A 22,570-nucleotide genomic window follows, 5' to 3' on the forward strand; every position below is an offset into this window, starting at 1 on the left:
AAGACGAGGGGGCCCGTTTTTTTACGTCTACTTCAAGGACGGTCTGTGCATTACTTCGAAGCTTTGAGACCGACCGGTTTGCCGTCGAGCTGCCATTTGGGATCGACTTCGCCCAACAGATGCTGCAGTGCGGTCGCGGTGACGTCCACCAGATAGGCCTGCTGCGAGATTTTACCAGGTGCCACGGAGGGGCCGTGGGCAATCAGAAAGACGCGGCGGATCTCCGGTACATTCAGGCCGTCGCTGTGACTGCGTTTCAAACCGCCATGATCGGTGCAGACGATTGTCAGCCAGTCCTCATGCTTGAAGTTCGGTCGTGACTGTACGGCCTGCATCAGGGAGTTAACGCGACTGTCGATATTCTCAATCGCGGTGATGTACTCGGGCACTTCAGGGCTGAAGCCGATCGCATGGCCGGTGGCGTCGGTCTGATGAAAGTAGACGAACATCGCGGTGGGATCTTCTTCCCGGAGTATGCGGACGGCGGTCTCGGCAATAGTTTTGTCCCGCTCTCCTTCCCGTGCGAGGGCATCGGTGTTGCGGGGATCGGGTGGTTGAACGTAAACGCGGACGCTGTTCTTTTCATGCAGTTCCAGGTTCAGGGCACCCGCTTTGCCGTTATAATTGCCGAAGAGGATATTGCGTCCTTTGTCGGTTGTGCGAAAGCGAGCTTCGATGGTGAAATCAGCATGTGGCAACTGTTTGAGGGATTCGGTTAATGGAATCTGCAGACCGTGGTCTTTCCCGCCATTATGGGGCAGATCGAGGACCTGTGCACCAGAGTCGGCAGCGTCTTCAAAGCGATATTCGGCAACCAGGCCCTGGCGATCGGGAGTCGCACCGCTGGCGGCCTGTGCGATCTGTGTATCGGTTAACGACCGGTTCCAGAGTCGGATGTCGTCGAGTTGACCGTGAAAGCAGGTCGGACCGGTGCGGGAATCCCGGCCGAGAAAATAGAAGTCGCCGCCGAGCGTATAATCGAGGTCGACGCCTGAGAGCGAACCGATTTCTTTGCCGTCCAGATAGAGTTTCAGAGTGTCTTTCTGACGGGTGGCGAGCAGGTGATGCCATTTGCCGTCGCGGGTGTCGATGTTGAGTTTATCACCAGAGACGCGGAGGTCTGCGATCTGCTGTTTACTGCGGGGAAGCGGGAAGACCTGAGCGACATCGGCCTCGGAGAGAATGTGTTCGTGAATGGGATCCCAGGAGACAAGCGAGACGGTTTTCGCATCGGGCCGCTGGCGTTTAAGGCGTTTGAAAAAGTGGGGGAAGAGTTCGTAGTTTTTCCCTTTGAAGCTGTTGTCGTGCACGCCGTGCTTGTCCGCCCAGACGCCGGTGAGGATGCTCGACCAGCCGGGACCGCTGATGGTATCGTTCTTCTGATAGCGCGTGCCCAGAATATTGGCATCGTCGGTGAAGGCGCCTTCTTTAATCAGTCTGTCGAAGGTGGGGGTCTTTGCTTTCAGCAGGGCGTCGGGGCGGGTGCCGTCCATACCGATAATGAGGACATGCCTGTTGGATTGATCGGCGGGTTCTTTCGCCTGAACTGTCTGCAGAAATAGAGATGCCAACAGGCAGCAGAGCAGACCGGCACAGAAATTTGAGCGGTTCATCACATTCACTTTCATCAGAAGACAGAGAAGGACTGACGGTCAGCGCACTGCTGTACCTCCAGAGCATTCCTCAGTATAGAGAGAGTGCCCGGCGGAATTCAATTAAGAGGAGATGAAGCTATGGTTAACCCGGCCCCTCAATGATATGGGAATTGATTCTTGCAGTAAGCAGATTCAGACATTATTGGTCTGTGGGTTTAAGCGTGACGCCGGCTCCGATTACGGCGACCCAGGGATTGGCTTTGGTCGGTTCCGTCGCGATCACCCAGATTTGTGCCTCTCCCTTTTTCAGAGCACATGTGGTAAAGACCGGGGATTTCTTCGGCAGGGTGCCGCTCCAGCCAGCGGCCATCAGTGCGTCGACTACGGCCTTGCCCACCGCGAATGCGGAACCCGATTTGACCTGCATCCGCAGAGCGTACGGTTTTTCCTGCTGCACTTTAAGACTGTCTTTCGTCAGAACTGCGACTTCCGGTTTTTCGCCTTTACGATACGTGGCTTTGCGCCCCTCTTCTTCGTAAGCGAGAACTTCATCTTCCGCCACTTCAACGGCGGTCTGATGTTTGATTCGTACGCGGGTACGGCCTTCAAAATCGTGAGTGGTGATTGTAATCATCTGCTGTCCCGGTTTACGGAAGATGGTGAACTTCTTCCATTTGATGGCAACCGGCGCATCGGTTGTGGCCTTCCAGTCCTCGGTCGCCAGGGCCTTGCGATAAAAGTCGGTCACGGCCTCAAGAGTGGCATTTGTATCGAAGGACAACTCGGAGGTCATATCGGTGTAACGAAAATCGATGGCATCCGGGAAGGCCGGCAGAGCGAGTGAGAGCAGCGAACTGGTATAAGTAATTGCGGTTTTGCCTCCCTGGCCTTGTGCACTCATGACATTAACCATCACCAGTACCGCATTCTGACGATAATAGGCCGTAGTACTGGCACTGCCGTAGGGGGTCCAGCCTGCTTTCAGCATCAGATCGTGGCACTGCTCGGCCGTCTCTTTCACGGGGGCTTCGGTTGTGTACATGATGGTCGCTGGAAACGCATAGACCTGCTTCGCTCCCTTGGGGACCGGCAGGGCAGTCAGCGGAATATTGCCATAGCGTGAGAAGTTTACGTTCACAGGACTGGTAGGAGCAGGCTGCATGACCGAGAGGTTGAGGTGGAAATCACCATGTGTGAACTCAGCGCCGGCGAACGGTCCTTCGCGACGGCTGCCTGCTACTTCTTTCCATCCCCGCCCGGTCAGTTCTTTGACGTTGAAGTCGAAGATTTCTTTGAGAGGCTTTTGGACTGTGTAGCTCAATGTTGCCATTCTGCGGGGGCCCTGCGTCGTGGCATCGGCGGGTAAGGGGAATGTGGCCAGGTCGAGAACGGCTTCTGCTTCAGCGGGGGTTGCCGCTTTGCCCGGGGTTTTCGCGGGTGCTGCTGTCAAGCAGCTGGCTCCAGCTATGAAGAGAGTTGAGAGCAAACCAGATACAACAACCAGAATGAGACGGGGGACGCGCATTTCACAGGTACTCCAACGGGTGATTCCTGACCTGAAATCCTTCGCGACTGCGTTTTCGGTTGTTGTCTCAGCGAGCTGTTCTCTGGAAAACGGAGGGAAAGAGACGCCTGTATTTTACCGATTCTCATCTGAAAAACGCCAGACTGAAATCATGAGGATATAAAAAGCCGACCATCCCAGGCGGTTGAGTTTAAGGAAAGCCGTATTTAGTTGATCATGGGTTTGAACTAGTTGAAACTCGTAATAAGCGTGCTAAACCGTTTTAGACCTTCAGATCATGATCACAAATAGTAACTCTCATCCAAACTCAGCTTTTGACAGAGATCTACGAATTCCTGTTGATGATCCAGATCAATATCGATATTTTCATCAGCGATACGACTGGAAATAAACTCCATGCAGACTTTCATTTCCCCCACACGAAGCAGATCTCTCAATGTATCTTGTCTCCATTGAGTTTTAAATTCGATATAATCGATTAATGCTGCGATTCTCACCTGAAGACGCTCAATGTCAACCGGTCCGATAAAACTCAATTTGGATCCCCTTTATTTTGAAACTTCAATATCCTGTTAGTAGCATTATCGATTCAAATAATTAAAAGAGCTGGACACATCCGGCACTTAACAGGTTCACTCAAACGTCAGCGTGACCTTATCAATCATTGGTTTTGACTTGTTGGCGGTCGTGTCTTTCAGTTTCAGCTCAAAGCCGAATCCATAACCGGCGGGTAAACTGGTCAGATCGAGTTGAGCCGGTGTTTTTTTGACGTGTTTGGAGAGGCCGGGCGTGTAGTCGTAGGTTTCTTTGACTTCCTGCCAGTCGGTCCAGGTATCGAGTTTACCGTCGTTGTCGGTATCAACGCCGACACGAGCCTCGACCTGTTCCACCCAGGGGCCGGGGCTGGTAAAATCGGTTTTCTGCTGGGTGAAGAGATAGAAGCGACCTTCGGCAAAGCCGATATCGGGGTCGGGGTGTCCTTCGCCGATCTTGTCGCACCAGGCGAAAGGTCCGTCAATACTGGGACTCGTGAACCAGGCGACGCTCATGTGTCCGCCGCCAGCGGGATCGTAATCGCCGAAGAGGTAGTATTGTGAACCGACGCAGATGGGGGCCCAGTCACCATAGGCTTCCTGTTCGGGCTCGTGAACGTGGTATTTGCCGATGTTGGTGTTCCAGTCGGGATGCTGCAGCCAGTGCGGGTGTTTGTATTCGGCGATTTTGCCGGTGTCCTTCGTGCGATTGTCGACAGGCGGGGCGAGGAACTTCCAGTCTGTGACGCCATCTTCGCTGACCGCGTGGGCAGCCAACGGGGAGTCCCAGGAGCGTTTGCTGGCGTTGATGGGGCTCCAGTCTTCGAGGATCACGTGGAAGCGTCCCTGCTTATCGCGAATGAAGCCGGCGTCGGAACCGTGCGAGGGATCCTTGACGGCCAGGCCCATGTCTTTACCGGGTTTCCCGTCGGTGAGATCTTCGTCAATGTAGACGTGCGGGTCCTGGTCGTTGGGGTAGTCGTAATAGATGTAGACTTTGCCGTCTTTATACTCGGCGCTGGTCACCCAGCGGGAGAAGGCTTCGGTGACGGGACCGTGGTGTACCCAATTGACCATGTCGCGGCTCTGCCAGGCGTGATAGCCGCCAAGCCCCTTGTTGAGTCCCCCCGGTGCATCAAACTGATGTTTCCAGGGAGTGGTCTGCAGCTTGACGTCGAACCCGTCGAGTTGAGCGGGTTCGGGTTGGAAGCCCTGCTTTTTCTTCACGCCGCCGTAACGTCCGAAGACCCAGTAATTATCAGGACCGATGGGCAGAAAGACGGGGGCATCCTGCAGATTGACGGGGCCGAGGTTCGCCACGGGGTCCCAGTTCTGCCAGAGGGGAGACTGCTGGACAACCAGCGATTTCGCTTTGTGTTGCTTGTCAAAGCGTTTGACTTCACTGACAAAGGTGGCTTTGCTGTCTGTGGGAACCGCGGTGCCGTCTTTGAATTCCAGGTGCGTCTGATAGTTGGCTGCATCCGTCCATTGCTGTTGTGTGTCGATCACCCAGTCTTCAGCGACGGCAATTGTCGTAAGTGAAAGAGAGAGCAGGGAACTGAGTATGAAGCAGGCTGGATGTTGTGGCATGGTTCTGGTTTCCGATGAAGTTGCGCGATTTGTTATTCAGCGAATCGTCGACATAAAACGATCGACACGATGCAGACCAGGGAGACTTTTTACAGTAGCTTCCCAGTGAAGCGATTGCAACCTGGTATTTATGTGATTCCCTGAGCTCGCTCGGTCAACGATGTAGTTTCAGAACGCATCACAGGAACGCAACAGGCCATCCTCCCTGAATGTGAGAATGGCCTGTTTCTGCTGTTACGAAATCAACCTCATCTCAATGCGGCGATTCATACTGAATTTCAAAATATTAGAATTCTCCGATTACTTCGCCTCCCTTTCGAGAAAGCAGAGCCGCGAACGTCACGACGTTGATGTTTTCAGAAACGAATCGGACAGATCCGTCTACCAGTAAGAATTGCGCACCGCCGGTGTGGAAACTGTGAAATTCCTGTCCAAAATCGCAACCGAGCTTTCCAGGCGGATTGGCTGTACCACCGAATGTGATGCAGGATTGCCATTGCGTATCACCCACAGACGCATAGCGACCGTTAACCGGCGCACTCTGGTCGAAAACATTCTTGTGGCCTATCCAGATGGCATGCAGGGCATTGGGTGCTTCGCCAACCAGAATCGTGTTCGTTGTGCCATCGGTGACATCTCTCATACGGACGCTGGGTGCTCCCAGTAACGGAAACATGCCCCGGTATGCATCCGCGCCCGTACCTCCATAGTTATTTTGACAGTTAGTTGCTGGGAAGCAGCGCAGCCCCCGTTCCCCCCAGTTTCCGCCGTAGTCAGTGCGGGCGAACCTTTCGGGCGCTGAAGTCTGGTCGCCGTTAGGCTTAAGAAGCTCAGGCGAAGGCACAGATGGGCAGAGGTAAACCGACAGAACTGTCTGGCCGACGGGGACGTTGTCGGGATGCACGTACCATTCATTCTGATTGATCTGATGAAACAGGTTGGCCTGATCCAGGCCGGGAAGAATGGCCGCCCCCCAACTGAGCGTCAATGCAGTATCTTTCAGCGCCGGATTACTGGCATTGGCTGCCGACATAAAGCCACCGTAGCCTCCCTTGGGAAAGACCTGGTGCGTATCGTGGTAGTTATGCAGTGCGATTCCGATCTGTTTCAGATTATTTTTGCACTGCAGACGGCGTGCCGCTTCACGAGCCTGCTGTACCGCAGGCAGCAGGAGAGCAATCAAAATCGCGATAATGGCGATAACGACCAGCAGTTCGATCAACGTAAAGCCGGTCGTCTGCGCAGGGGGAGCGTGGCGCCAGAGATGGCGCGACTTAAAACGGAACATGGAATATACCTTTCGGCGCAAGGCTTCAGGTCTTCGAGGCTCTCATGGAGACCGACACCGGATCTCAGGAACATGACGCCTGCTGATGAATAAGACTGAAGCAGTGCCAGCGTATTCCTGCCGGGCCGTATTCTGACTAACGAGTCAAACAATCTAACCAGCGCCTTCCCATGAAACGGATTCACAGTGGCATCAATGCTGGTGATCTCCTCGCATACAGCGGCGGTCCCGTGCCGGATTCTCACCGGCTTCCTGTTCGATTCTGAGATCGAACGCCCGACAGAACATCGCAGGCGACAACTGTAGTTACTACCAGTGGGAAACACAATGTTGCAGATCTTGTTTCCATGAAGGACTTAATGCGTTCAATCAAAGACAACGACATTGAACAACTTCGCTTACAGCTCTAATTTATGTAAGCACACTCGCGATCTATACCAGGATGCTTTGTTGTTGAGCTGGTGTCTGCGTAGAGTTAGAATCGAAGGTTGAGTGATCATTAATCAACTTTGCCTTCTCGAGAGGTTTATCATGTATCGCAGCCTGCTGTGTCTGACCATGTTACTGTTACTGATTCAGCCCGCGATGGCGGAAGAGCGCCGTCAGCCGAACATCCTGTTCATCCTGGTGGATGACCTGGGCAAGGAGTGGATCAGCAGTTACGGAGGTGAGGGAGTCTGGACGCCGGCCATCGATCAGCTGGCGACGACCGGGATGAAGTTCAACAACGCGTGGTGTATGCCGCAGTGCACGCCGACGCGAGTGACGCTGCTCACAGGTCAGTATCCATTTCGGCATGGCTGGACCAATCACTGGGATGTGCCCCGCTGGGGCGCGGGTGCGCATTTTGATCCGAGTTTGAATACGACGTTCGCCAATGTGCTCCGCGACGCCGGTTACAAAACGTGTGCAGTGGGGAAGTGGCAGATCGACGATTTTCGTGTGGAACCGAAGGCGATGGAGGAAGCGGGCTTTGATGACTGGTGCATGTGGACGGGGTATGAAGCAGATAACCCGCCGAGTGCCGAGCGGTACTGGAATCCCTATATCAATATCAAGGGGAAAGGGAGCAAGACCTTTGAAGGTGAATTCGGCCCCGATATTTTCTGTAATTACCTCGCGGACTTCATTCAGAAACACAAAGACGAGCCGATGCTGCTCTATTATCCGATGGTGCTGACACACAGTCCGCTGACGACGACGCCCGACAATAAACAGGATTTCGAAAACGACAACGACCTGGATCAAAGTGAGCGAAAGCAAAAGATGTTCGCCGGTATGGTGCGTTACACCAACAAGCTGGTCGGACGGTTGCTCATTGCGCTGGACGCTGCCGGGGTGCGTGAGAATACGATTATCGTCTTTACCACCGATAACGGTACCGGCGGCCAGAGCAACAAACGCCATGGTCGTATGGTGCGGGGTGGTAAGACGAAGATGACCGAACAGAACGGGACTGCGATGCCGTTCATCGTCAACTGCCTGGGTACAGTACCCGCGGGTGTGGAGACGGACGCCCTGATCGACTTCACCGATATTCTGCCCACGTTTGCCGAACTGGCGGGAGCCAAGTTGCCGGCGGATCGCGTGGTGGATGGGAAATCGTTCGCGCCGTTGATTCTGGGTAAGACGCAGACAGGGCCGCGCAACTGGATTCTCTCGATGGGTGGCGGACCGGCGGCGCTGCGTGACGGACGCGTTCAGCCCGCGCTGGATTACGACGACCGTGTGATTCGCGACAAAGATTATAAGCTGTGGATCAATGCGAAGGGGAAACCGGTCAAGCTGTATCAGATCAGCGGCGACGCGTGGGAAGAGAAGAACCTGATCGACTCTGATGATCCAGAAGACCAGGCTGCTTTGAAACGGCTGACCGAGATCGCAGACCAGTTCCCGGAAAAAGATGCTGCTCCGCGGTACGAAAAGAATCCACCACAGAAGTGGGATCAGAAACCGGGAATTCCGGGCGGGGGGTAAAAGGAAAAAGGGGAAGGCGGAAACAAAGAGGTAAATGGTTCAGACAGTCTATTTTATTCAGAGTGCAGAATGATAAATTATGATAAAGAAACACTGACGTTTCTCTGTGAAGATCAATTCAGTTTTCCGATTGTGTTTGAGAAACTGAAAGCTCTCTTTATAGATTTTCCAAAAACAATTTTTGGAGTTGTATATGCATCATGCGTTATATGCTTTATTTCCCTCAGATATTTCCCTAATAACATCATAGCGTTTATAGTCGTTGCTTTGCTGCTTTTCGGTGTCATCTCACTCCCCAGCAGTTTTAGCGAAATTCGGACTATCGTAGAAATATTTCTTATTGCCATTGCCGGCATTGCTGCACTCTTATTTGTAGCGATCATTCTCTTGATCTTTATCCCCCCGGAAGTCTCTTTTGAAAAGGAGAGAATTAAAATTGGGGGAAAATCCATCAAATCAAAAGAAATTATCCGGATTCAGATTACTGAGACCCCAAAGTCATATCACATCATTCTTCATTACAGGGATTCAGACGCCAAATCTGATTCTCAAGACACTTTATACCTTGTAATTAATGAATCCACCAAAGAAAAGTTGAGTAAAATGAGTGCCTGGTGTGAGCAAAGATCGACCCAGGTTGAGATAGCTTCAAACAGAATGGATTCCCTTAATACTGATTAAAAGAGATTAAAACTACATGACGAGTACGGAATTCTGGTTAACGCCGCTGATCCTGTTGCCGGGGGTGGCGTTGCTGATTGGTTCGACTTCGGCCCGCTTTGGTCAGATCCATACCGAGTTTCACCATCTGCTGGATCACCCCGATGCGGGGGCGCAGATTCTGTCACGCAATCTGCAGCAGCGGGCGCGGCTGTTCCGCGATGCGCTGGCGAGCCTGTATGTCAGCGTGGGACTGTTTTCGCTGGGAAGTCTGCTGGGGGGTGTTGTGAATCTCTGGCGGCCGCAATCGCTCTGGTTTGTGGGCGGGCTGATCATCGTCGGCATCGGCTGCGTGGTGTTCGCCTCGGTGCAGCTCGTGCGTGAATCGCTGTTGAGTCTGAATGTGATCGACGAACATCTAGAGCGAATCGAGCGTGATTGTAAGCGGTGAATGGTGCTAAGTTAGAACGGCGACGCCTGAACCAGGAATCATCCAGAAAGATATCGAATGAAAAAGAGTGAGGCTCAATCACTAAATAACTTTAGTGAAATGCACGCAATCAAAGAGGCAATTGCAACTAAATATCCTCCCACGAGATCTCTGACTGAGACGAGACGCATTCGCTGGGGATTTTCCGGAGCCTTCGTTGAATTATATCAAGAATGGCTCGCAGACGAGGCGTTTGTTCCAATTGGGTTGTTTAAAACAACTCCAGTCAGGCCCCGGGTAAATAACATTCCTGATTTTTATTGCTCTGCTTATTATCATCCCCAGGAACAAATTGAGGCCCTGATCTACAAAGGGGGAGGTCCAGCAGGAATTGAATTCGTACGTTATAACGCGGATTCAACCATAACCATTACAACAATGGATATGCAGATGTTGACACCGGCTACTACGCCTGATTTTTATCACCGCATCGGACCTGAACCAGACCCTGAGTCACTACAAGAGGTGGAAGACTATCTTACCGTTTTTCGAGAAATGCTGGAGGCGATTCGTACGGAACCCCTGCCTGAATGTGGATGTCTCGAACTCAACTCAGAGGAGTTTCTGCAACGTTTTGAGAACCGTTATGCACGTCTGATGGAAGAAGTCGATCAGAAAATTGACTCCCTTCTTGAATCATCGAAACCAGTTGGAAAACGATTTTGTTTATTCATTTTTGTTCTTAAAGAACCTATGGAAAAAGTTTTAAAGCACAATATTCACGAATTTAAAGGCTTTGAATTTCATAATATATCTGCAGAGCAGCTTATTCAAAAAATCGGTATTTCATTCGATATCATGTGTTACAAGCACCTGGAATTTGCGAAAGCGATTACCCCCGTATCATACATGCAGCAGGGTGTGGATGCCGCATTGGAATATTTTTTCGGGAACTGGTGGCAAGAGGGAACAGGTTATGAAGGGCTGAGTGAGTCTGAGAAAAACAGGGAATTACACTGGATTGAACCCTTCGTACATGGAATGCTGTTCATATTGCTTTTGCAGAGGTGGGATGATCTTTCGAAGCTCTGTTCCTGGTTACATGCGGATATTGAAATTGAGGATACGACAGACTTTGAAAAAGAAGTTCTCCTGTTCTTCAAGCTGGTAGCATCGAGCCTGCTTCCGGAACCATTGGCCGGGCTGGATGAAATCAGATCAAGCATCGAGCGTTGCAGACTGAAGCGGCCAAAGCTGTTATTGAAAATCTGGGACGCCATTGAAGCGATGGATCAAAGTGCGTATGAACAATCGATGGATGAGTCTCTGACTCTCTATTTAGAGTCGGTTGAATCTTACATCAAAAAAGGGCTGTTCCAATTCTGTGTCGCAGAATTTCAGTCGGTCTTATGCCTGATCGCTTTGAAGAAAGGTCTCGCATTTCCAAAGTTACCCGAAAAATCAGCGGCTGCTCTGGTGACCAGAGAAACGCTCGGTCTTTCATAGAAGGAATCTTATGAGTTACAGCCTTGTGGTTTATCTTGTGGACCAGGATCAAATCAGCCCCCTCATTAATTCAAAAGACTCTGACTTATTCCAGCGCCTGAAGGAACATGTTCTGGATGACCTTGATGAGGATGAATGGGAGGACGAAGATTTTAACCTCAAAGCAGGTTTAGAGCATCTGGTGTTCGGTGTGCCCATCAGTGAAGATGATCTGCATATGGCAGGTTATGGTCTGGAAAAGCTCTGTCATTTTGCTGGTGGCGAAATGCTGGACACCGACCGGTTCGACTCAATTCATTATGGCTTTCTGGAGAACGTAAAGTGCGTTTTACCGCTCGTTGACCGTGGTGCTCCCTTTGCAATAACCGCCTGGGATGATTTCCCCTATGTGGGCTATCTCACCCGCGATGAATGCAGGAAACTCAGCGCCGAGACAGAAGAGCTGGATCATCCTGACCAGCAAATACTGCTGGCTCAAAATGACTTTTTTAAATGGGTCGATGCAGCGGCAGATAAAAATAAAGACCTGATTGGATTTTATTATTGATCGATCATAACGGTGTCAGCAAATGTATGGCGTGAGACCTGCCGTGTTTTGATTGAACCACGAAAGGCACGAAACGGTCAGCGACAGAAAGCGGACTTCAACGTCATTGCGTTACTTCTCCGCCGGAAACTGTTTCATTAATTCTGTGGCGGCTTGCTGTGTGGCTTTCCAGTCGCCGGTTTCCTGGGGGATGGCTTTGACGATGACGGTGAAGTCGAGCTTGTCTCCCTGTTTGAAAGCCTGGCCGTCGTTGTGGCGGAGGTAGTACTTGTGGTAGCGGTCGAGGTCCCAGATCATGCTGGCACTTTTGTTGCCGGTGATGACACGGGGGGTGTAACAGAGCACGCTGAGCTGTTCGGCCGGATTGAACTGGGCGACCCAGGATGTGTCCTGACTGACGGCCATTTTCTTTGAGTGCGAGAGCGGGCCGGTTTCGATGGTGCCGTCGGGGAGGCGGGCCATCCATTTCGTGGAGCTTGGCGGGAAGCAGTGCATGAAGTAATAGAGCAGGTCGAGCTCGCAGTCTGCGAGGGCTTCCAGCTGTGTGCGTTCGAAGACTTCGGAATTGGTGACCGTGGTTTCGGCGCGGACTTTGAATTTCCAGATCGTGGATTCCTTGATGAACTCAATTCGCTGGCCTTTGATTGTCTCGCCGGTCTTCGTGATGGGAACTTCTTTGCCGTCGACAATGAGCTGTAATTTGTGAACGACCTCGCGGCCTCCTTCTTTGTGGCCGGTGCCCCACCACTGTTGTCCCTTGGGACGCATGACAGTGCCGTACTGTCCGTTGTTGAGACCGAACTCGTGCCCTTTATAAAACATCTTATCGATGGTCCAGCCACTGGCGGCGTCCATGGGGATAGTGTAGTTGTCTGTCTCGAGCGTGAGGAAGCCGGTTTCGGGAACGCCGGGATCGTAAAGACGGTCCGGGCCCTGATCGGCGGCCGGTAACGGGCTGACAGAGAGGAACAGAAGGGAGAGACAGCAGGCGAGCAACGGTCGGGCGAGCATCATTTCAAACTCTTTTCAACAGGCGGTTGACAGGTGTTTCGCCCGTGAATGCACCGGCGAAAATTCAGATTCATGCGTGATAACTTAACGTTGTTTATGATATATTGAAAGTGATTCATAAAGGTACGATTTTAATCCAGCGCTGCATAAATTTGAATGAAACGAGGTAGATATGTGGAATCCGCCCCTCTCGCGACGTGGTTTTCTATATGCAACAGGCGCGGCCTGCTGCAGTGCGTTTTTGCCTGTGAGTGCAGCCGCTGATCCGGCGCAACAGGCGAAGAAATATAAGAAGCTGGACTGCCATCTGCATATCAACCATAAGGGACGCACGATTGAAGATACGATCAAGCATATGGATAACACCGGAACGGAGAAGGCGTTCATCCTGCCTTTAGAGACGGGAGAAGGGGGCGTGACGCTAAGGACCGAAACCGTGCTGCATGCGTTTCACCAGTACCCGGAGCGTCTGATTCCTTTCTGCCAGACCGATATTCGTCAGCCGGATGTGATCGAGCGGATTCGTGCTTACCACCTGCTCGGCTGCCGGGGGATCGGCGAACAGAAGGAGCATCTGCCTTTAAATGACAAACGGGTGGAAGCAGTCATCGCGGAGTGCGACGAACTCAACTGGCCGATCACTATTCATTTCCAGGATGACAAAAAAGGATTCAACCAGGGGATCGAACAATACCTGGAACCGTATCTGAAGAAATACCAGCGGGTGCGGATCATCGGGCATGCTCAGTCCTTCTGGTCACATATCAGTGCCGATGTTCCATCGCCGGATAAGACACTCTATCCACGGGGACCAGTCAAGCCGGGTGGTCTGCTGGATCATCTGCTGAGCAATTATCCGAACCTGTATGCGGACATGTCCGCCGGCAGCGGGTTTAATGCGCTGGCGCGGGATGAAGAATTCACCGCCGGTTTCCTGGAACGGCATCCGAAACAGATGCTGTTCGGCAGCGACTGTCCCTGTAGCGATGGTCGCGGTGGCGAGTTCAATGGTGTCTGTTACAGCACGCGTCTGCAGGAGTTCCTCGTGCGGATGGTGAAAGATGAAGCCACGCTGCAGGATATCTTCTACAACAACGCCGAACGCGCCTTGAACGGGAATGCGTGAGTGGGAAGGGAAAGCTGATGCGAAGTTTATGCCTGTCATTGCTGACGGGGGTGATGCTGTTACAGACTGCGATGGTGGATGAGAAAGCGGCGGACGCACTCTCATCGTTTCAGGTCAAGCCGGGATTTCGTGTTGAACTGGTGGCAGCGGAGCCCTTGCTGCGGGATCCGGTGGCGCTGGCTTTTGATGAAAACGGTCGGATGTTCGTGGTGGAGTATCCGGAATACAACCAGCAGTTCGCGAAAGACAAACAGCCGGTAACGGGCAGCGTGCGGATGCTGGAAGATACCGACGGGGACGGGCAGTATGACAAGAGCACGGTGTACGTCTCGGACCTGGCGGCGCCGTCTGCGGTCGCCTGTTACAACGGGGGGCTGTTCGTGGCAGCCGCTCCCGACCTGCTGTTCTGTAAGGATACGGACGGGGACGGAACAGCCAATACGCGGGAGGTAGTCTTCACCGGCTTTCGTCGCCTGGAAAACAGAACCGATCCGTCATTGAATACGCTGCTCTGGGGACTCGACAACCGGTTTCATGCCTGCACCAGTTATTCCGGTTCGGAAGTCCGAGCGGTGAAACATCCGGAGGAGCCGGCCCGCTCGATCAGAAATCGCGGGTTTCTGTTTGATCCGCGCACGCTGCGGTTCGATCTCTCCAGCGGCGGCGGACAGCATGGTCTGGCGATCGACGACTGGGGGCAGGAGTTTCTGTGCAACAACAGTTCGCCCGTGAAGATGCTGATGTACGATGATCGCTACCTGGCGCGGAATCCCTATCTCAAGGCGCCGGCTCCCGCGGTAGAAATCACCGAAGGGGGGAAGCATACGCAGCTGTTTCGCATCAGCCCGGAGGAAAACTGGCGGCAGGAGCGGACCCGCCTGCGAAACGAAGGCAAATTCCGGGGAAGCAATGAAGGGGGCAAATCGTCCGGCTTCTTTACCTCTGCGACGGGCGTGACGATTTACCGGGGCGATGCCTGGCCGGCCGAATATCGGGGAAGCGTGTTTGTGGGTGAGCCCGCGAATAACCTCGTATTTCGGGGACAACTGGAGCCAGACGGCGTGGGTCTGGTGGCCCGACGGGCGGATGCAGGTCGTGAATTTCTGGCCTCCACAGATACCCGGTTTCGACCGGTGCAGTTCGCTAACGGGCCAGATGGTAATCTGTATGTGATCGACATGAACCGCGACCTGATTGAAGGAGCAATGTTCCTGCCGCCCGAGTTACTCAAAAAAGTGAATGTCAACGGCGGTGATCAGCGGGGACGGATCTATCGGATCGTGCGGGAAGACTTTGAACATTCGTCGTTACCGCAATTGGGTAAGGCGACGACGACGGAACTGGTGCGACTGCTGGCCCATCGGAACGGCTGGCACCACGATACCGCGGCCCGGCTGATCTACGAACGACAGGATCAGGCGGCGGTTCCCCTGTTGAAACAACTGGCTGCTGAGTCCGATTATCCTGTGGCCCGGATGACGGCCCTGTATGCACTGGAGGGACTTGAGGCACTCGACGAAGCGAGTCTGCTGCGGGCCCTGAAAGATGATGTACCTGAAGTGCAGGTGCATGCGCTTCGGCTGGCTGAGCAGCGGGTACGGGAATCAAAAGCCGTGCGCGATCAACTGCTGGCGATGGGTGAAGCCCCTGCCCTCAAGGTTCGCTATCAGCTCGCGTTTTCGCTGGGAGAACTGAAATCAACGACGGAGCGGAACGCAGTGTTAGCGTCGCTGGCGATGCGGGATGGTCAGAACCAGTGGATGGAACTGGCGATCTTGAGCTCCTTAGCAGAGGGGGCGGGGACCGTGTTTCAGCGGCTGGCCCGCGAGGAGGCGTATCGTCAATCCAAGATGGGCACACGAATGCTGACCGCACTGGCGCGACAGACGGGGGCTGCGGGTCGTCCGCAGGAAACAGAGGTTGTGCTTAACAGTCTGATGAAATGGAGCGCTGCTGAAGAGCAACAGGCAGCGGTGCTGCTGACGTTAATGGAAGCACAGCCGGAAAAGATGCGACGGACGTTTCTGAATCGGCACCAGGCTTCACTGAAACCGATTATGGGACGAGTGCTGGATGAGGCCCGGGCAGCGGCACTCGACACGCGAATGCCAGTCAAACAGCGACTGACGGCGATTGAGCGGCTGGGGTTCGCTCCCTACGCGGAAGTACGGGATGTGTTCAGCGAGTTACTCGAACCTCAGCAGGTGAACCCGGTGCAGGTCGCTGCGATTGTTCAACTGGGACAGTTTCCGGATCAGGAGATCGCTGCGTTGCTCATCAGTGGCTGGCCGAAGATGACACCGGAGTTGAGAACCAAAGCCGCAGAGACGCTGCTGTCGCGTGCTGCCTGGAGCGAGGCACTGATCGATGCGATTGAAGCCGGAAGCATCGGTCGCGGGGACCTGAGCCCGGCACGGGTGGATCTGTTGAAACAGCATCCGGACAAACGGCTGGCCGATCGGGTCAAGCAACTGTATGCAGATCGTTCGCTGGCACGACGGGACGAGGTGGTTCAACAATACCAGTCCGCTCTGAAAACGGACGGTGATGTCGCCTCGGGTAAGGCGGTGTTTAAAAAGGTGTGTTCGGCCTGTCATCGTCTGGAAGGTGTGGGGACTGCGGTGGGCGCGGATCTGAAGGCGATTCGCGATCGTGGAAAGGCGGGAGTGCTGTTGCATATTCTGGATCCGAACCGCGAAGTGAAGCCGCAGTACATGAGTTATACGCTGGTGCTGGAGAGCGGTCAGGTGCTGTCGGGAATGATTGCCGACGAAAGCGTGAACAGCATCACGGTCCGCAAACCGGACGGTACGAGTACGACGGTGCTGCGGATCAATATCGAAGAGATCCGCAGTTCAGGACTCTCCTTCATGCCCGAAGGTCTGGAGAAACAGATCGACCAGCGTGCGATGGCTGACCTGCTGGCGTACCTGATGAGCCTGCAGGCTGATGCTGCGGACGCGGGGAATTGAATTCGCAGTGCTTCCGTACTCCCATCAGGGGGGCCACTATTTCGGATAGGTGGAAGGGAGCTGTGCGGGGGGTGTGGCGATCAGGTCATCCAGAGCGGGAATTTTCTGTGCAGCCCAGCTTTCTTTGCCGAGCTGCATCACGGCTTGCACCTGTTCTGCGGGAATCCTTGTCTGATCGCCGACTTCCAGAGGGTCATAATGAAACAGGTAAAGACGCGATGCGAATTCTGCGATCGGCAATGAAGATTCGCCGTAGACTTCACCGGCTCCATTGGTCGAGACGACGACACCATTCCCCAGATCCTGACCGCTGTCGTTGTTGGGATTGAAAAAGTAGACACGGGTGACGCCGGTCTGATCGATGGCGACCCGTAAGAGCGTAATCGCATGCCAGCCGACAAAGCGGGCCAGTGAATCGGTCATCGCGAGTCCGACGGGTTGCGGATGAATGACCGGATTGCCGCCATTGTAGACGGGGTGATAACAGGCGTAGAACAGGCGAACAAAGGTTTCATACTCGTGCAGTTTTCCGTGCGCGACATCGACGGCGATAGCAAAGCCGCCCCCCACCTGCCAGCCATGAAACTCTGGATTGACGTGCAGATGCGGATCCTCGCCTGCCTTGTGTGCCAGTCGACACATCTCTGCATAGACGCGATCGAGGTGGGGCACCAGGACCATTGATACGGGATCGAGATCGCTGCCGACGACGCCGGCGCCGCCAGCGGGGAGGAACGCCGATGAGATGCGTTGCCCGCGAAAGGTCATGAGCACGCCGTCATCGCGTCCGGCCCAGGCGAGGAGTTGCAGCAGGTAATCCGGATCGGAATAGGCCCACCAGGAGAGGGCCCGCGCTGACTGACAGGTCGGGTTGTCTCCCTGGCCTACCCCCAGTGGTTGTCCGAGCATGCTCAGCAGTCCTGCGAGCAGATAGACGTCCGGCGGTTGTTCGCTGCCACAGGAGGCGATCAGGCGATTCTGCGTCTCAAGCGTCAGTGGAAGCGTGAGTTGTCGCCAGAGGGACGAAGCGACCCCGGGGAAATGCAGGACAGCACGTTCGAGCATACCTGAGAGGCCGAGAATCGATTGACTGGTTTCCGGATGAACGGCTTTATCGATAATGGCGTGAACCAGTTCGCGGTAGGTCAACAGGCCATCGACGCCGGTACTGCTCAGTCCGAGGGCCGTCACCAGCAGCTCGGGATTTTCTTTGACCAGGTACCGAACCAGAACCGCGTGATAGGGAGATACGAGCCCGGTGTCGTACATGGAGCGGGCACAGGCGCCGGCTTCTTCTCCCAGTGCCTGACTGTCGAGCGTGGTGAGCCGCTCCGCATAGACCGACGTTCCCGGATCTCCCAGCGAGTTGGGACTGGGGCTGAACAGGGAGCTGATGAGTCGCTCGGCCCCGGCGGGAATCATGATGTTTTCGTGTTGCGGGTCGTAACAGTAGATGGCCAGCTTCGTGATCATCAGTTTGACAGGTTCGATACGAATCGGGCGCTGCCGCAACAATCGCCAGATTTCTTCGACGAGCTGTTCCAGCAGATTATCGTATCCGATGTTTTCGGCTACGAACCGCAGAACGTTGCGCGGCAGTTGAAAGGCAGCCGCGTTGACGCGAGCCGCTTCGGTCTGATGATGATCGAAGACATACTCCAGAGTAAGTGCGAGCAGTTCTTTGAGGAAATGGCTGGCTTGCTCAGAGGAGAACCCGGGGCGAGAGACCTTTCGCTCGGAGATCGCCAGAATCCGCAACTGACTGAGACATTCGAGGGTCACCGTCCAGCGGTCTGCTTCTGCCAGCGTGCGCGGTACGAGGCCCGGCTGCAGGCGCGAGGGGAATGCCCAGTCGCTCCCCTCAAACAAACCGGCGGCATCAAAACGCTCCGCAGACTGGTAGACCGCTTCGACGCCTCCTGGTTTGCGCAGGAGGCGCTCAGCCGTGTCCAGCAGTCTGCTGCGATGATTCTTTTTGGCAAACAGCGGTGCCTGTTCGAGTCGCTCCAGGGCGGTTGAAAACCGCTCCAGAGCCGGCGTCAGTTCGTCGGTATTGATATTCGTCATAGGTCAGTTTTCGCCAGGGTATGGTTTCCGCATCGTGAAAATACCTGGTGAGAGGCGAAGTTATACGTAAAAGTCCAGCTCTTCCTGATGTTCCAGAAGTTCCTTCAATTGAACAGGATCTTCTCCGAAAAAGAATAAGAGCCCCCAGTGCGTGCCGAATGCAGATCGTTTGGAGACCTTGGATTCGAGCGGTTCGGGGAGTTCATGAAATTCAAAATACTCGTGATCCAGGATTTCATCCGGAATTTCCAGACGATTGACGACCCAGCGCCGCGGATAAACGGCGAAACAGCCGGCGTGTCCTTTGGCTTTCTGTACGTCCTCGGAAAAGAATTCCTGGATTTCCTCTTCCGTGGTTTTGGGATCGAAGACCAGCATCGAGGCCTGATAGGGATTAAAGCCGTAAGCCCGTTCGATGAGCTCAAAGGCTTTGAACCCCGGCGGACGATAGGCGACTTCGCCGAAATACATGGTTCCGTCACTGGTGAGGAAGTATTCCGGGTGAATCTGGCCGAACTGAATATCGAACGTGTGAATCAGTTTTTCGACTTCTTCGATGATGCGGGGTCGCCATTTCTCCAGTTCGGGAGACGGAGGTACGAAGACGGAGTAGCCCAGGCGGACATATTCCGAGATGTTGAGAAAGCGGATTTTCCCATCGTGGATCCAGGCTTCGACGGCAAACTCGTGTCCGTCGAGATGGCTTTCCATCAGCAGGGGAAATTCCTCATCGGGAATCCGATAGACTTCCTCCGGCGTGCTGATCATACGATGGCCCAGGCAGCCTGCTTTATCGAAGGCTTTCACGTGGATCGGGTCATCCGGATCGCCGTCGAGTTTGAGCAGGGTCTGGTTGACCCGGCGGATGAAGCGAATCACGTCGTCACGATCGTGGGCTTCTTCAAAGATCCCGACGCGAATCCCGCCAAGCTGGGCCCGGCGTTTCATGAGTGCTTTATCGCGAAACAGAACCGCCTGGCCGTGGAGGCGTGGGTTCTGACGCAGTACAGAGTTGATGGCGCCTGCCCATTCTACAGTCTCTTCGAACAGGGGTATCGCGATGTCGACCCCTTTTTCCTGCAACTGTTCAGCGATTTCCAGCGAACGTTCATTGAGACGTTCAAAGTTCCAGGGAAGATAGGGGATTCCGTGCTCGCGGGCGTAGTCTTCGGCCCACTCGGGGGCGATGACGATGTAACGCCGGTCAAAATTCTCTGCGGCTTCAATGGCGCCTAAAGACCAGCCTAGTAGTGCGATGTAACCTTTATCAGGATTTTTTTCAGCCATCATAAACTTTCGTTGAGGTTCTCATTGCAAGTTTATTGCCGGCCACGCTGCGTGATGACAACGAATGATACGATCAGAATGGTGTTGGATTGCTGAAAGGGACCGACTCACAAATTTTTTTCGCTTCTTGATTCTCTCTTTTCACCTTAACGGCTGGAGGCTTTAATTCCAAGGGCACTCTTTCGTGCCCTGAACATCGATTCCAGACAGACAGGATTATGGTTCGTTAACAAAGCACTCATTTCTCCGGCTAATGAGAACTCCGTAAGTTCACTAGACGCTTAGAGAAAGGTAGTGCTATAATCCCGCCCCACAGGGCCAGGAGCACTTTTATCTCGTTCCAGACAACACGCTGATCACTCTTCTCGGAATTGAGTGATCTACTACTGCGATCATCTATACAACTTCGAAAATGCGCCCAACTTCTAATACTCCCTCTACCGCTCTGATTCTGAGCCATCCCGGTCATGAACTGCGCGTACTCGGCTGGCTGAAAACAGCTCGACCGCTCGTATTGATTCTGACTGATGGTTCTGGTCATACTACTCAGCCTCGGATCGAACTTTCCTGTGAATTGATCGAAGGGGCCGGTGGCCGCCTGGGATCGTTGTGCGGCAACTTTACCGATCAGCAGTTTTACCAGGCGATACTCGATCAGGATCTGGATTTCTTTACGCAACTGCGAACTCGGATCTGCGATATACTCGCGGAACAACAGATCGATCTCGTGGTGGGCGACTCGATCGAGGGCTATAACCCTTCACATGATCTGTGTCGCAGCCTGATTGACAGTGCCGTGTATGATCTGCAGCAGACATCCGGTCGCACACTGCAGAACTATGAATTCCCGCTCGTGGATTCTCCCAGTGCCTGGTCGGATCGGGAGGGAGCGTGGTGCCATGCACTCAGTCAGACCGAACAGGCATGGAAGCTAGCCCAGATTCGAGATTACGCCCAGAAAGTGGGAGGTACCCTGCTGGTAGAGGTCGAAGAGATGCTCGCGCAATTTGGGGACGGGATCCTGGGGGAGGAATGGTTTTCGCCATCCATCTCGGGTCATGAACTGAATCATTTCGAGGAGACACCTCCGTTCTATGAGCGGCACGGGGCCCGTCAGGTCTCAGCGGGATACTATGATCGCGCGATCGAGTTTCGTCAGCATATGCTTCCCCTGATCTCCGCACTGGGGAGGGACGACCGCGCATGACGTCCCCCCTGCGGATCCTGTTGACGAATAATACGCTCGCGTTGCGAGCCGGTTCGGAACTGTTTCTGTCCGACGTGGCGCAGGGACTGTTGCGACGCGGGCATCTGCCGGTGGCGTATTCCACGACACTGGGAGACCTGGGAGAAGAGTTACAGTCGAAGACGATCCCCGTGATCGATGATCTGAACGCACTGCAGGAGCCGCCCGATGTGATTCACGCGCAGCATCATCTGGAAGCGATGTCGGCGATGCTGCATTTTCCTGAGACGCCTGTCGTGTATTACTGTCATGGCTGGCTTCCCTGGCAGGAACGTCCGGTCGTGTTTCCTAATATTTTAACGTATGTCGCCGTCGATGATTTGTGTCGCGAGCGGCTGTTGACGACGCCGGGCATTGCATCTGAGCAGATCAGAACTTTGTATAACTTCGTCGATCTGAAACGTTATCAGCCACGAGCGCCACTGCCGGAACAACCGCAGTCTGCGCTCATCTTCAGTAACCAGGCGTCGGATCAGAACTATGCGGGGCTGATTCGTGCGGCCTGTCGTGCGAGGGGCATCGAACGGGTGGATCTCATTGGACAGAGCTCCGGAAATGTGCAGCCTCGGCCTGAAGAGTTGCTGCCTCAATACGACATTGTGTTCGCGAAAGCCCGCTGTGCGCTCGAAGCGATGGCCGTGGGTTGTGCTGTGGTCGTCACCGAACATTACGGGGTTGGAGGGCTGGTGACCTCACAAAACATGCAGCAGCTCCGCCGATTGAATTTTGGGGTGAGGACGATGCAGGCGGCTCCCTTAGCGGAAGCCAGTCTTGTGGATGCCCTATCCGGATATAACGCGGCGGATGCATCAAAAGTCTCAGAGTGGATTCGCCAGGAGGCTGACCTGGAGCAGTACCTGGATCAGCTGGAGTTGCTTTATCACGGTGCTGTGCAGCAGAGACAGGGAGAGATTGTTTCTCCTGACAGCAAATTCAGAGCAGCGGCGAATTACCTGCAGGAACTGGCTCCGCTGGTGAAACGACAGGCAGAAGTTGAACAGCGGGCCGCCGGGTTCGAGCAACGCGTTCAACTGCTGGAACAACAGCTGCAGCAGTTGCAGTCCCAATTGCAGGAACGGCAGACAGAACAGGAACAGACCGCACAGGAATACGCGGAATTTCGCGGCTCGATTGCCGGTCGGCTGGCGTTGAAACTGCAGCGGATGAGACTCTGGCTGACCGGACCTCGTAACAAAGGGCGCTAGGATAC

Annotated in this window: 17 protein-coding genes and 1 riboswitch; of the genes, 9 read left to right on the forward strand and 8 right to left on the reverse strand. The window is 54.0% G+C overall.

The annotated features are described in order from the left end of the window. Positions 1-50: 50 nt before the first annotated feature. The 5 genes from HG66A1_RS25300 to HG66A1_RS25320 form a co-directional block, all read right to left on the reverse strand. Complete coding sequence (locus tag HG66A1_RS25300; protein WP_197996786.1) at positions 51-1,613, reverse strand: LamG-like jellyroll fold domain-containing protein; 1,563 nt, start codon at positions 1,611-1,613, stop codon at positions 51-53. 181 nt (positions 1,614-1,794) lie between these two features. Beyond that, the gene (locus HG66A1_RS25305; RefSeq protein ID WP_145190780.1) at positions 1,795-3,045 is read right to left on the reverse strand and encodes a hypothetical protein; all 1,251 of its coding nucleotides are present in this window, start codon (positions 3,043-3,045) and stop codon (positions 1,795-1,797) included. Positions 3,046-3,401: 356 nt separating this feature from the next. After that, positions 3,402-3,656, reverse strand: a complete 255-nt coding sequence (locus HG66A1_RS25310; protein WP_145190782.1) for a hypothetical protein — start codon at positions 3,654-3,656, stop codon at positions 3,402-3,404. Positions 3,657-3,752: 96 nt separating this feature from the next. Beyond that, positions 3,753-5,243 (reverse strand): hypothetical protein, encoded by a 1,491-nt coding sequence (locus tag HG66A1_RS25315; RefSeq protein WP_145190785.1) that lies wholly within the window; start codon positions 5,241-5,243, stop codon positions 3,753-3,755. A 286-nt stretch (positions 5,244-5,529) separates the two neighbouring features. After that, positions 5,530-6,531 carry a DUF1559 domain-containing protein gene (locus HG66A1_RS25320; protein WP_145043607.1) on the reverse strand — a complete coding sequence of 334 codons (1,002 nt, stop codon included), beginning with the start codon at positions 6,529-6,531 and terminating at the stop codon, positions 5,530-5,532. Between the two features lie 104 nt (positions 6,532-6,635). Beyond that, a riboswitch (cobalamin riboswitch) is annotated at positions 6,636-6,827 on the reverse strand. A gap of 235 nt (positions 6,828-7,062) precedes the next feature. On the opposite strand from HG66A1_RS25320, the gene HG66A1_RS25325 reads away from it, so the two are divergent. The 5 genes from HG66A1_RS25325 to HG66A1_RS25345 all read left to right on the forward strand — a co-directional run bounded on the left by HG66A1_RS25325 (position 7,063) and on the right by HG66A1_RS25345 (position 11,651). Next, positions 7,063-8,508, forward strand: a complete 1,446-nt coding sequence (locus HG66A1_RS25325) for a sulfatase-like hydrolase/transferase (RefSeq protein WP_145190788.1) — start codon at positions 7,063-7,065, stop codon at positions 8,506-8,508. 69 nt (positions 8,509-8,577) lie between these two features. Then, positions 8,578-9,189 (forward strand): hypothetical protein, encoded by a 612-nt coding sequence (locus tag HG66A1_RS25330; RefSeq protein ID WP_145190791.1) that lies wholly within the window; start codon positions 8,578-8,580, stop codon positions 9,187-9,189. Between the two features lie 16 nt (positions 9,190-9,205). Further along, a complete protein-coding gene (locus HG66A1_RS25335; protein ID WP_145190794.1) occupies positions 9,206-9,619 on the forward strand; it encodes a DUF2721 domain-containing protein in 414 nt (137 codons plus the stop codon). Between the two features lie 57 nt (positions 9,620-9,676). After that, on the forward strand, positions 9,677-11,104 hold the full coding sequence (locus HG66A1_RS25340; RefSeq protein WP_145190796.1) for a hypothetical protein: 1,428 nt from the start codon (positions 9,677-9,679) through the stop codon (positions 11,102-11,104). A gap of 10 nt (positions 11,105-11,114) precedes the next feature. Beyond that, entirely contained in the window at positions 11,115-11,651 is a 537-nt protein-coding gene (locus HG66A1_RS25345; protein WP_145190800.1) for a hypothetical protein, read from the forward strand. A 111-nt stretch (positions 11,652-11,762) separates the two neighbouring features. Here the strand turns inward: HG66A1_RS25345 and HG66A1_RS25350 are convergent, their stop codons facing one another. Beyond that, positions 11,763-12,665 (reverse strand): hypothetical protein, encoded by a 903-nt coding sequence (locus HG66A1_RS25350; protein ID WP_145190803.1) that lies wholly within the window; start codon positions 12,663-12,665, stop codon positions 11,763-11,765. A 169-nt stretch (positions 12,666-12,834) separates the two neighbouring features. Between HG66A1_RS25350 and HG66A1_RS25355 the strand changes: the two genes are divergently transcribed. Together HG66A1_RS25355 and HG66A1_RS25360 are read left to right on the forward strand one after the other, a co-directional pair. Next, positions 12,835-13,788: an amidohydrolase family protein gene (locus tag HG66A1_RS25355; protein ID WP_145193904.1), complete on the forward strand. Its 954-nt coding sequence runs from the start codon at positions 12,835-12,837 to the stop codon at positions 13,786-13,788. A 17-nt stretch (positions 13,789-13,805) separates the two neighbouring features. Continuing rightward, on the forward strand, positions 13,806-16,760 hold the full coding sequence (locus HG66A1_RS25360) for a PVC-type heme-binding CxxCH protein (protein ID WP_145190806.1): 2,955 nt from the start codon (positions 13,806-13,808) through the stop codon (positions 16,758-16,760). A gap of 36 nt (positions 16,761-16,796) precedes the next feature. On the opposite strand, the gene HG66A1_RS25365 is transcribed toward HG66A1_RS25360, so the two are convergent. After that, positions 16,797-18,827 (reverse strand): hypothetical protein, encoded by a 2,031-nt coding sequence (locus HG66A1_RS25365; RefSeq protein WP_145190808.1) that lies wholly within the window; start codon positions 18,825-18,827, stop codon positions 16,797-16,799. Positions 18,828-18,887: 60 nt separating this feature from the next. Continuing rightward, positions 18,888-20,117, reverse strand: a complete 1,230-nt coding sequence (locus HG66A1_RS25370) for an acetyl-CoA carboxylase biotin carboxylase subunit family protein (RefSeq protein ID WP_197996787.1) — start codon at positions 20,115-20,117, stop codon at positions 18,888-18,890. 409 nt (positions 20,118-20,526) lie between these two features. On the opposite strand from HG66A1_RS25370, the gene HG66A1_RS25375 reads away from it, so the two are divergent. Together HG66A1_RS25375 and HG66A1_RS25380 are read left to right on the forward strand one after the other, a co-directional pair. Further along, the gene (locus HG66A1_RS25375) at positions 20,527-21,321 is read left to right on the forward strand and encodes a hypothetical protein (RefSeq protein WP_145190811.1); all 795 of its coding nucleotides are present in this window, start codon (positions 20,527-20,529) and stop codon (positions 21,319-21,321) included. Then, the gene (locus HG66A1_RS25380; protein WP_145190814.1) at positions 21,318-22,565 is read left to right on the forward strand and encodes a glycosyltransferase; all 1,248 of its coding nucleotides are present in this window, start codon (positions 21,318-21,320) and stop codon (positions 22,563-22,565) included. The genes HG66A1_RS25375 and HG66A1_RS25380 overlap by 4 nt, the downstream gene beginning before the upstream one ends. Positions 22,566-22,570: the final 5 nt, after the last annotated feature.

Origin of the sequence: Gimesia chilikensis, from assembly GCF_007744075.1 — a bacterium.
GTDB classification, from domain to species: Bacteria; Planctomycetota; Planctomycetia; order Planctomycetales; family Planctomycetaceae; genus Gimesia; species Gimesia chilikensis_A.

Bases quoted from the DNA above. Each gene is read 5' to 3' on its own strand.
- HG66A1_RS25300 (WP_197996786.1), bottom strand. From the start codon at position 1,613: ATGAACCGCTCAAATTTCTGTGCCGGTCTGCTCTGCTGCCTGTTGGCA.
- HG66A1_RS25315 (WP_145190785.1), bottom strand. From the start codon at position 5,243: ATGCCACAACATCCAGCCTGCTTCATACTCAGTTCCCTGCTCTCTCTT.
- HG66A1_RS25320 (WP_145043607.1), bottom strand. From the start codon at position 6,531: ATGTTCCGTTTTAAGTCGCGCCATCTCTGGCGCCACGCTCCCCCTGCG.
- HG66A1_RS25325 (WP_145190788.1), top strand. From the start codon at position 7,063: ATGTATCGCAGCCTGCTGTGTCTGACCATGTTACTGTTACTGATTCAG.
- HG66A1_RS25330 (WP_145190791.1), top strand. From the start codon at position 8,578: ATGATAAATTATGATAAAGAAACACTGACGTTTCTCTGTGAAGATCAA.
- HG66A1_RS25335 (WP_145190794.1), top strand. From the start codon at position 9,206: ATGACGAGTACGGAATTCTGGTTAACGCCGCTGATCCTGTTGCCGGGG.
- HG66A1_RS25340 (WP_145190796.1), top strand. From the start codon at position 9,677: ATGAAAAAGAGTGAGGCTCAATCACTAAATAACTTTAGTGAAATGCAC.
- HG66A1_RS25345 (WP_145190800.1), top strand. From the start codon at position 11,115: ATGAGTTACAGCCTTGTGGTTTATCTTGTGGACCAGGATCAAATCAGC.
- HG66A1_RS25350 (WP_145190803.1), bottom strand. From the start codon at position 12,665: ATGATGCTCGCCCGACCGTTGCTCGCCTGCTGTCTCTCCCTTCTGTTC.
- HG66A1_RS25355 (WP_145193904.1), top strand. From the start codon at position 12,835: ATGTGGAATCCGCCCCTCTCGCGACGTGGTTTTCTATATGCAACAGGC.
- HG66A1_RS25360 (WP_145190806.1), top strand. From the start codon at position 13,806: ATGCGAAGTTTATGCCTGTCATTGCTGACGGGGGTGATGCTGTTACAG.
- HG66A1_RS25365 (WP_145190808.1), bottom strand. From the start codon at position 18,827: ATGACGAATATCAATACCGACGAACTGACGCCGGCTCTGGAGCGGTTT.
- HG66A1_RS25370 (WP_197996787.1), bottom strand. From the start codon at position 20,117: ATGATGGCTGAAAAAAATCCTGATAAAGGTTACATCGCACTACTAGGC.
- HG66A1_RS25375 (WP_145190811.1), top strand. From the start codon at position 20,527: ATGCGCCCAACTTCTAATACTCCCTCTACCGCTCTGATTCTGAGCCAT.
- HG66A1_RS25380 (WP_145190814.1), top strand. From the start codon at position 21,318: ATGACGTCCCCCCTGCGGATCCTGTTGACGAATAATACGCTCGCGTTG.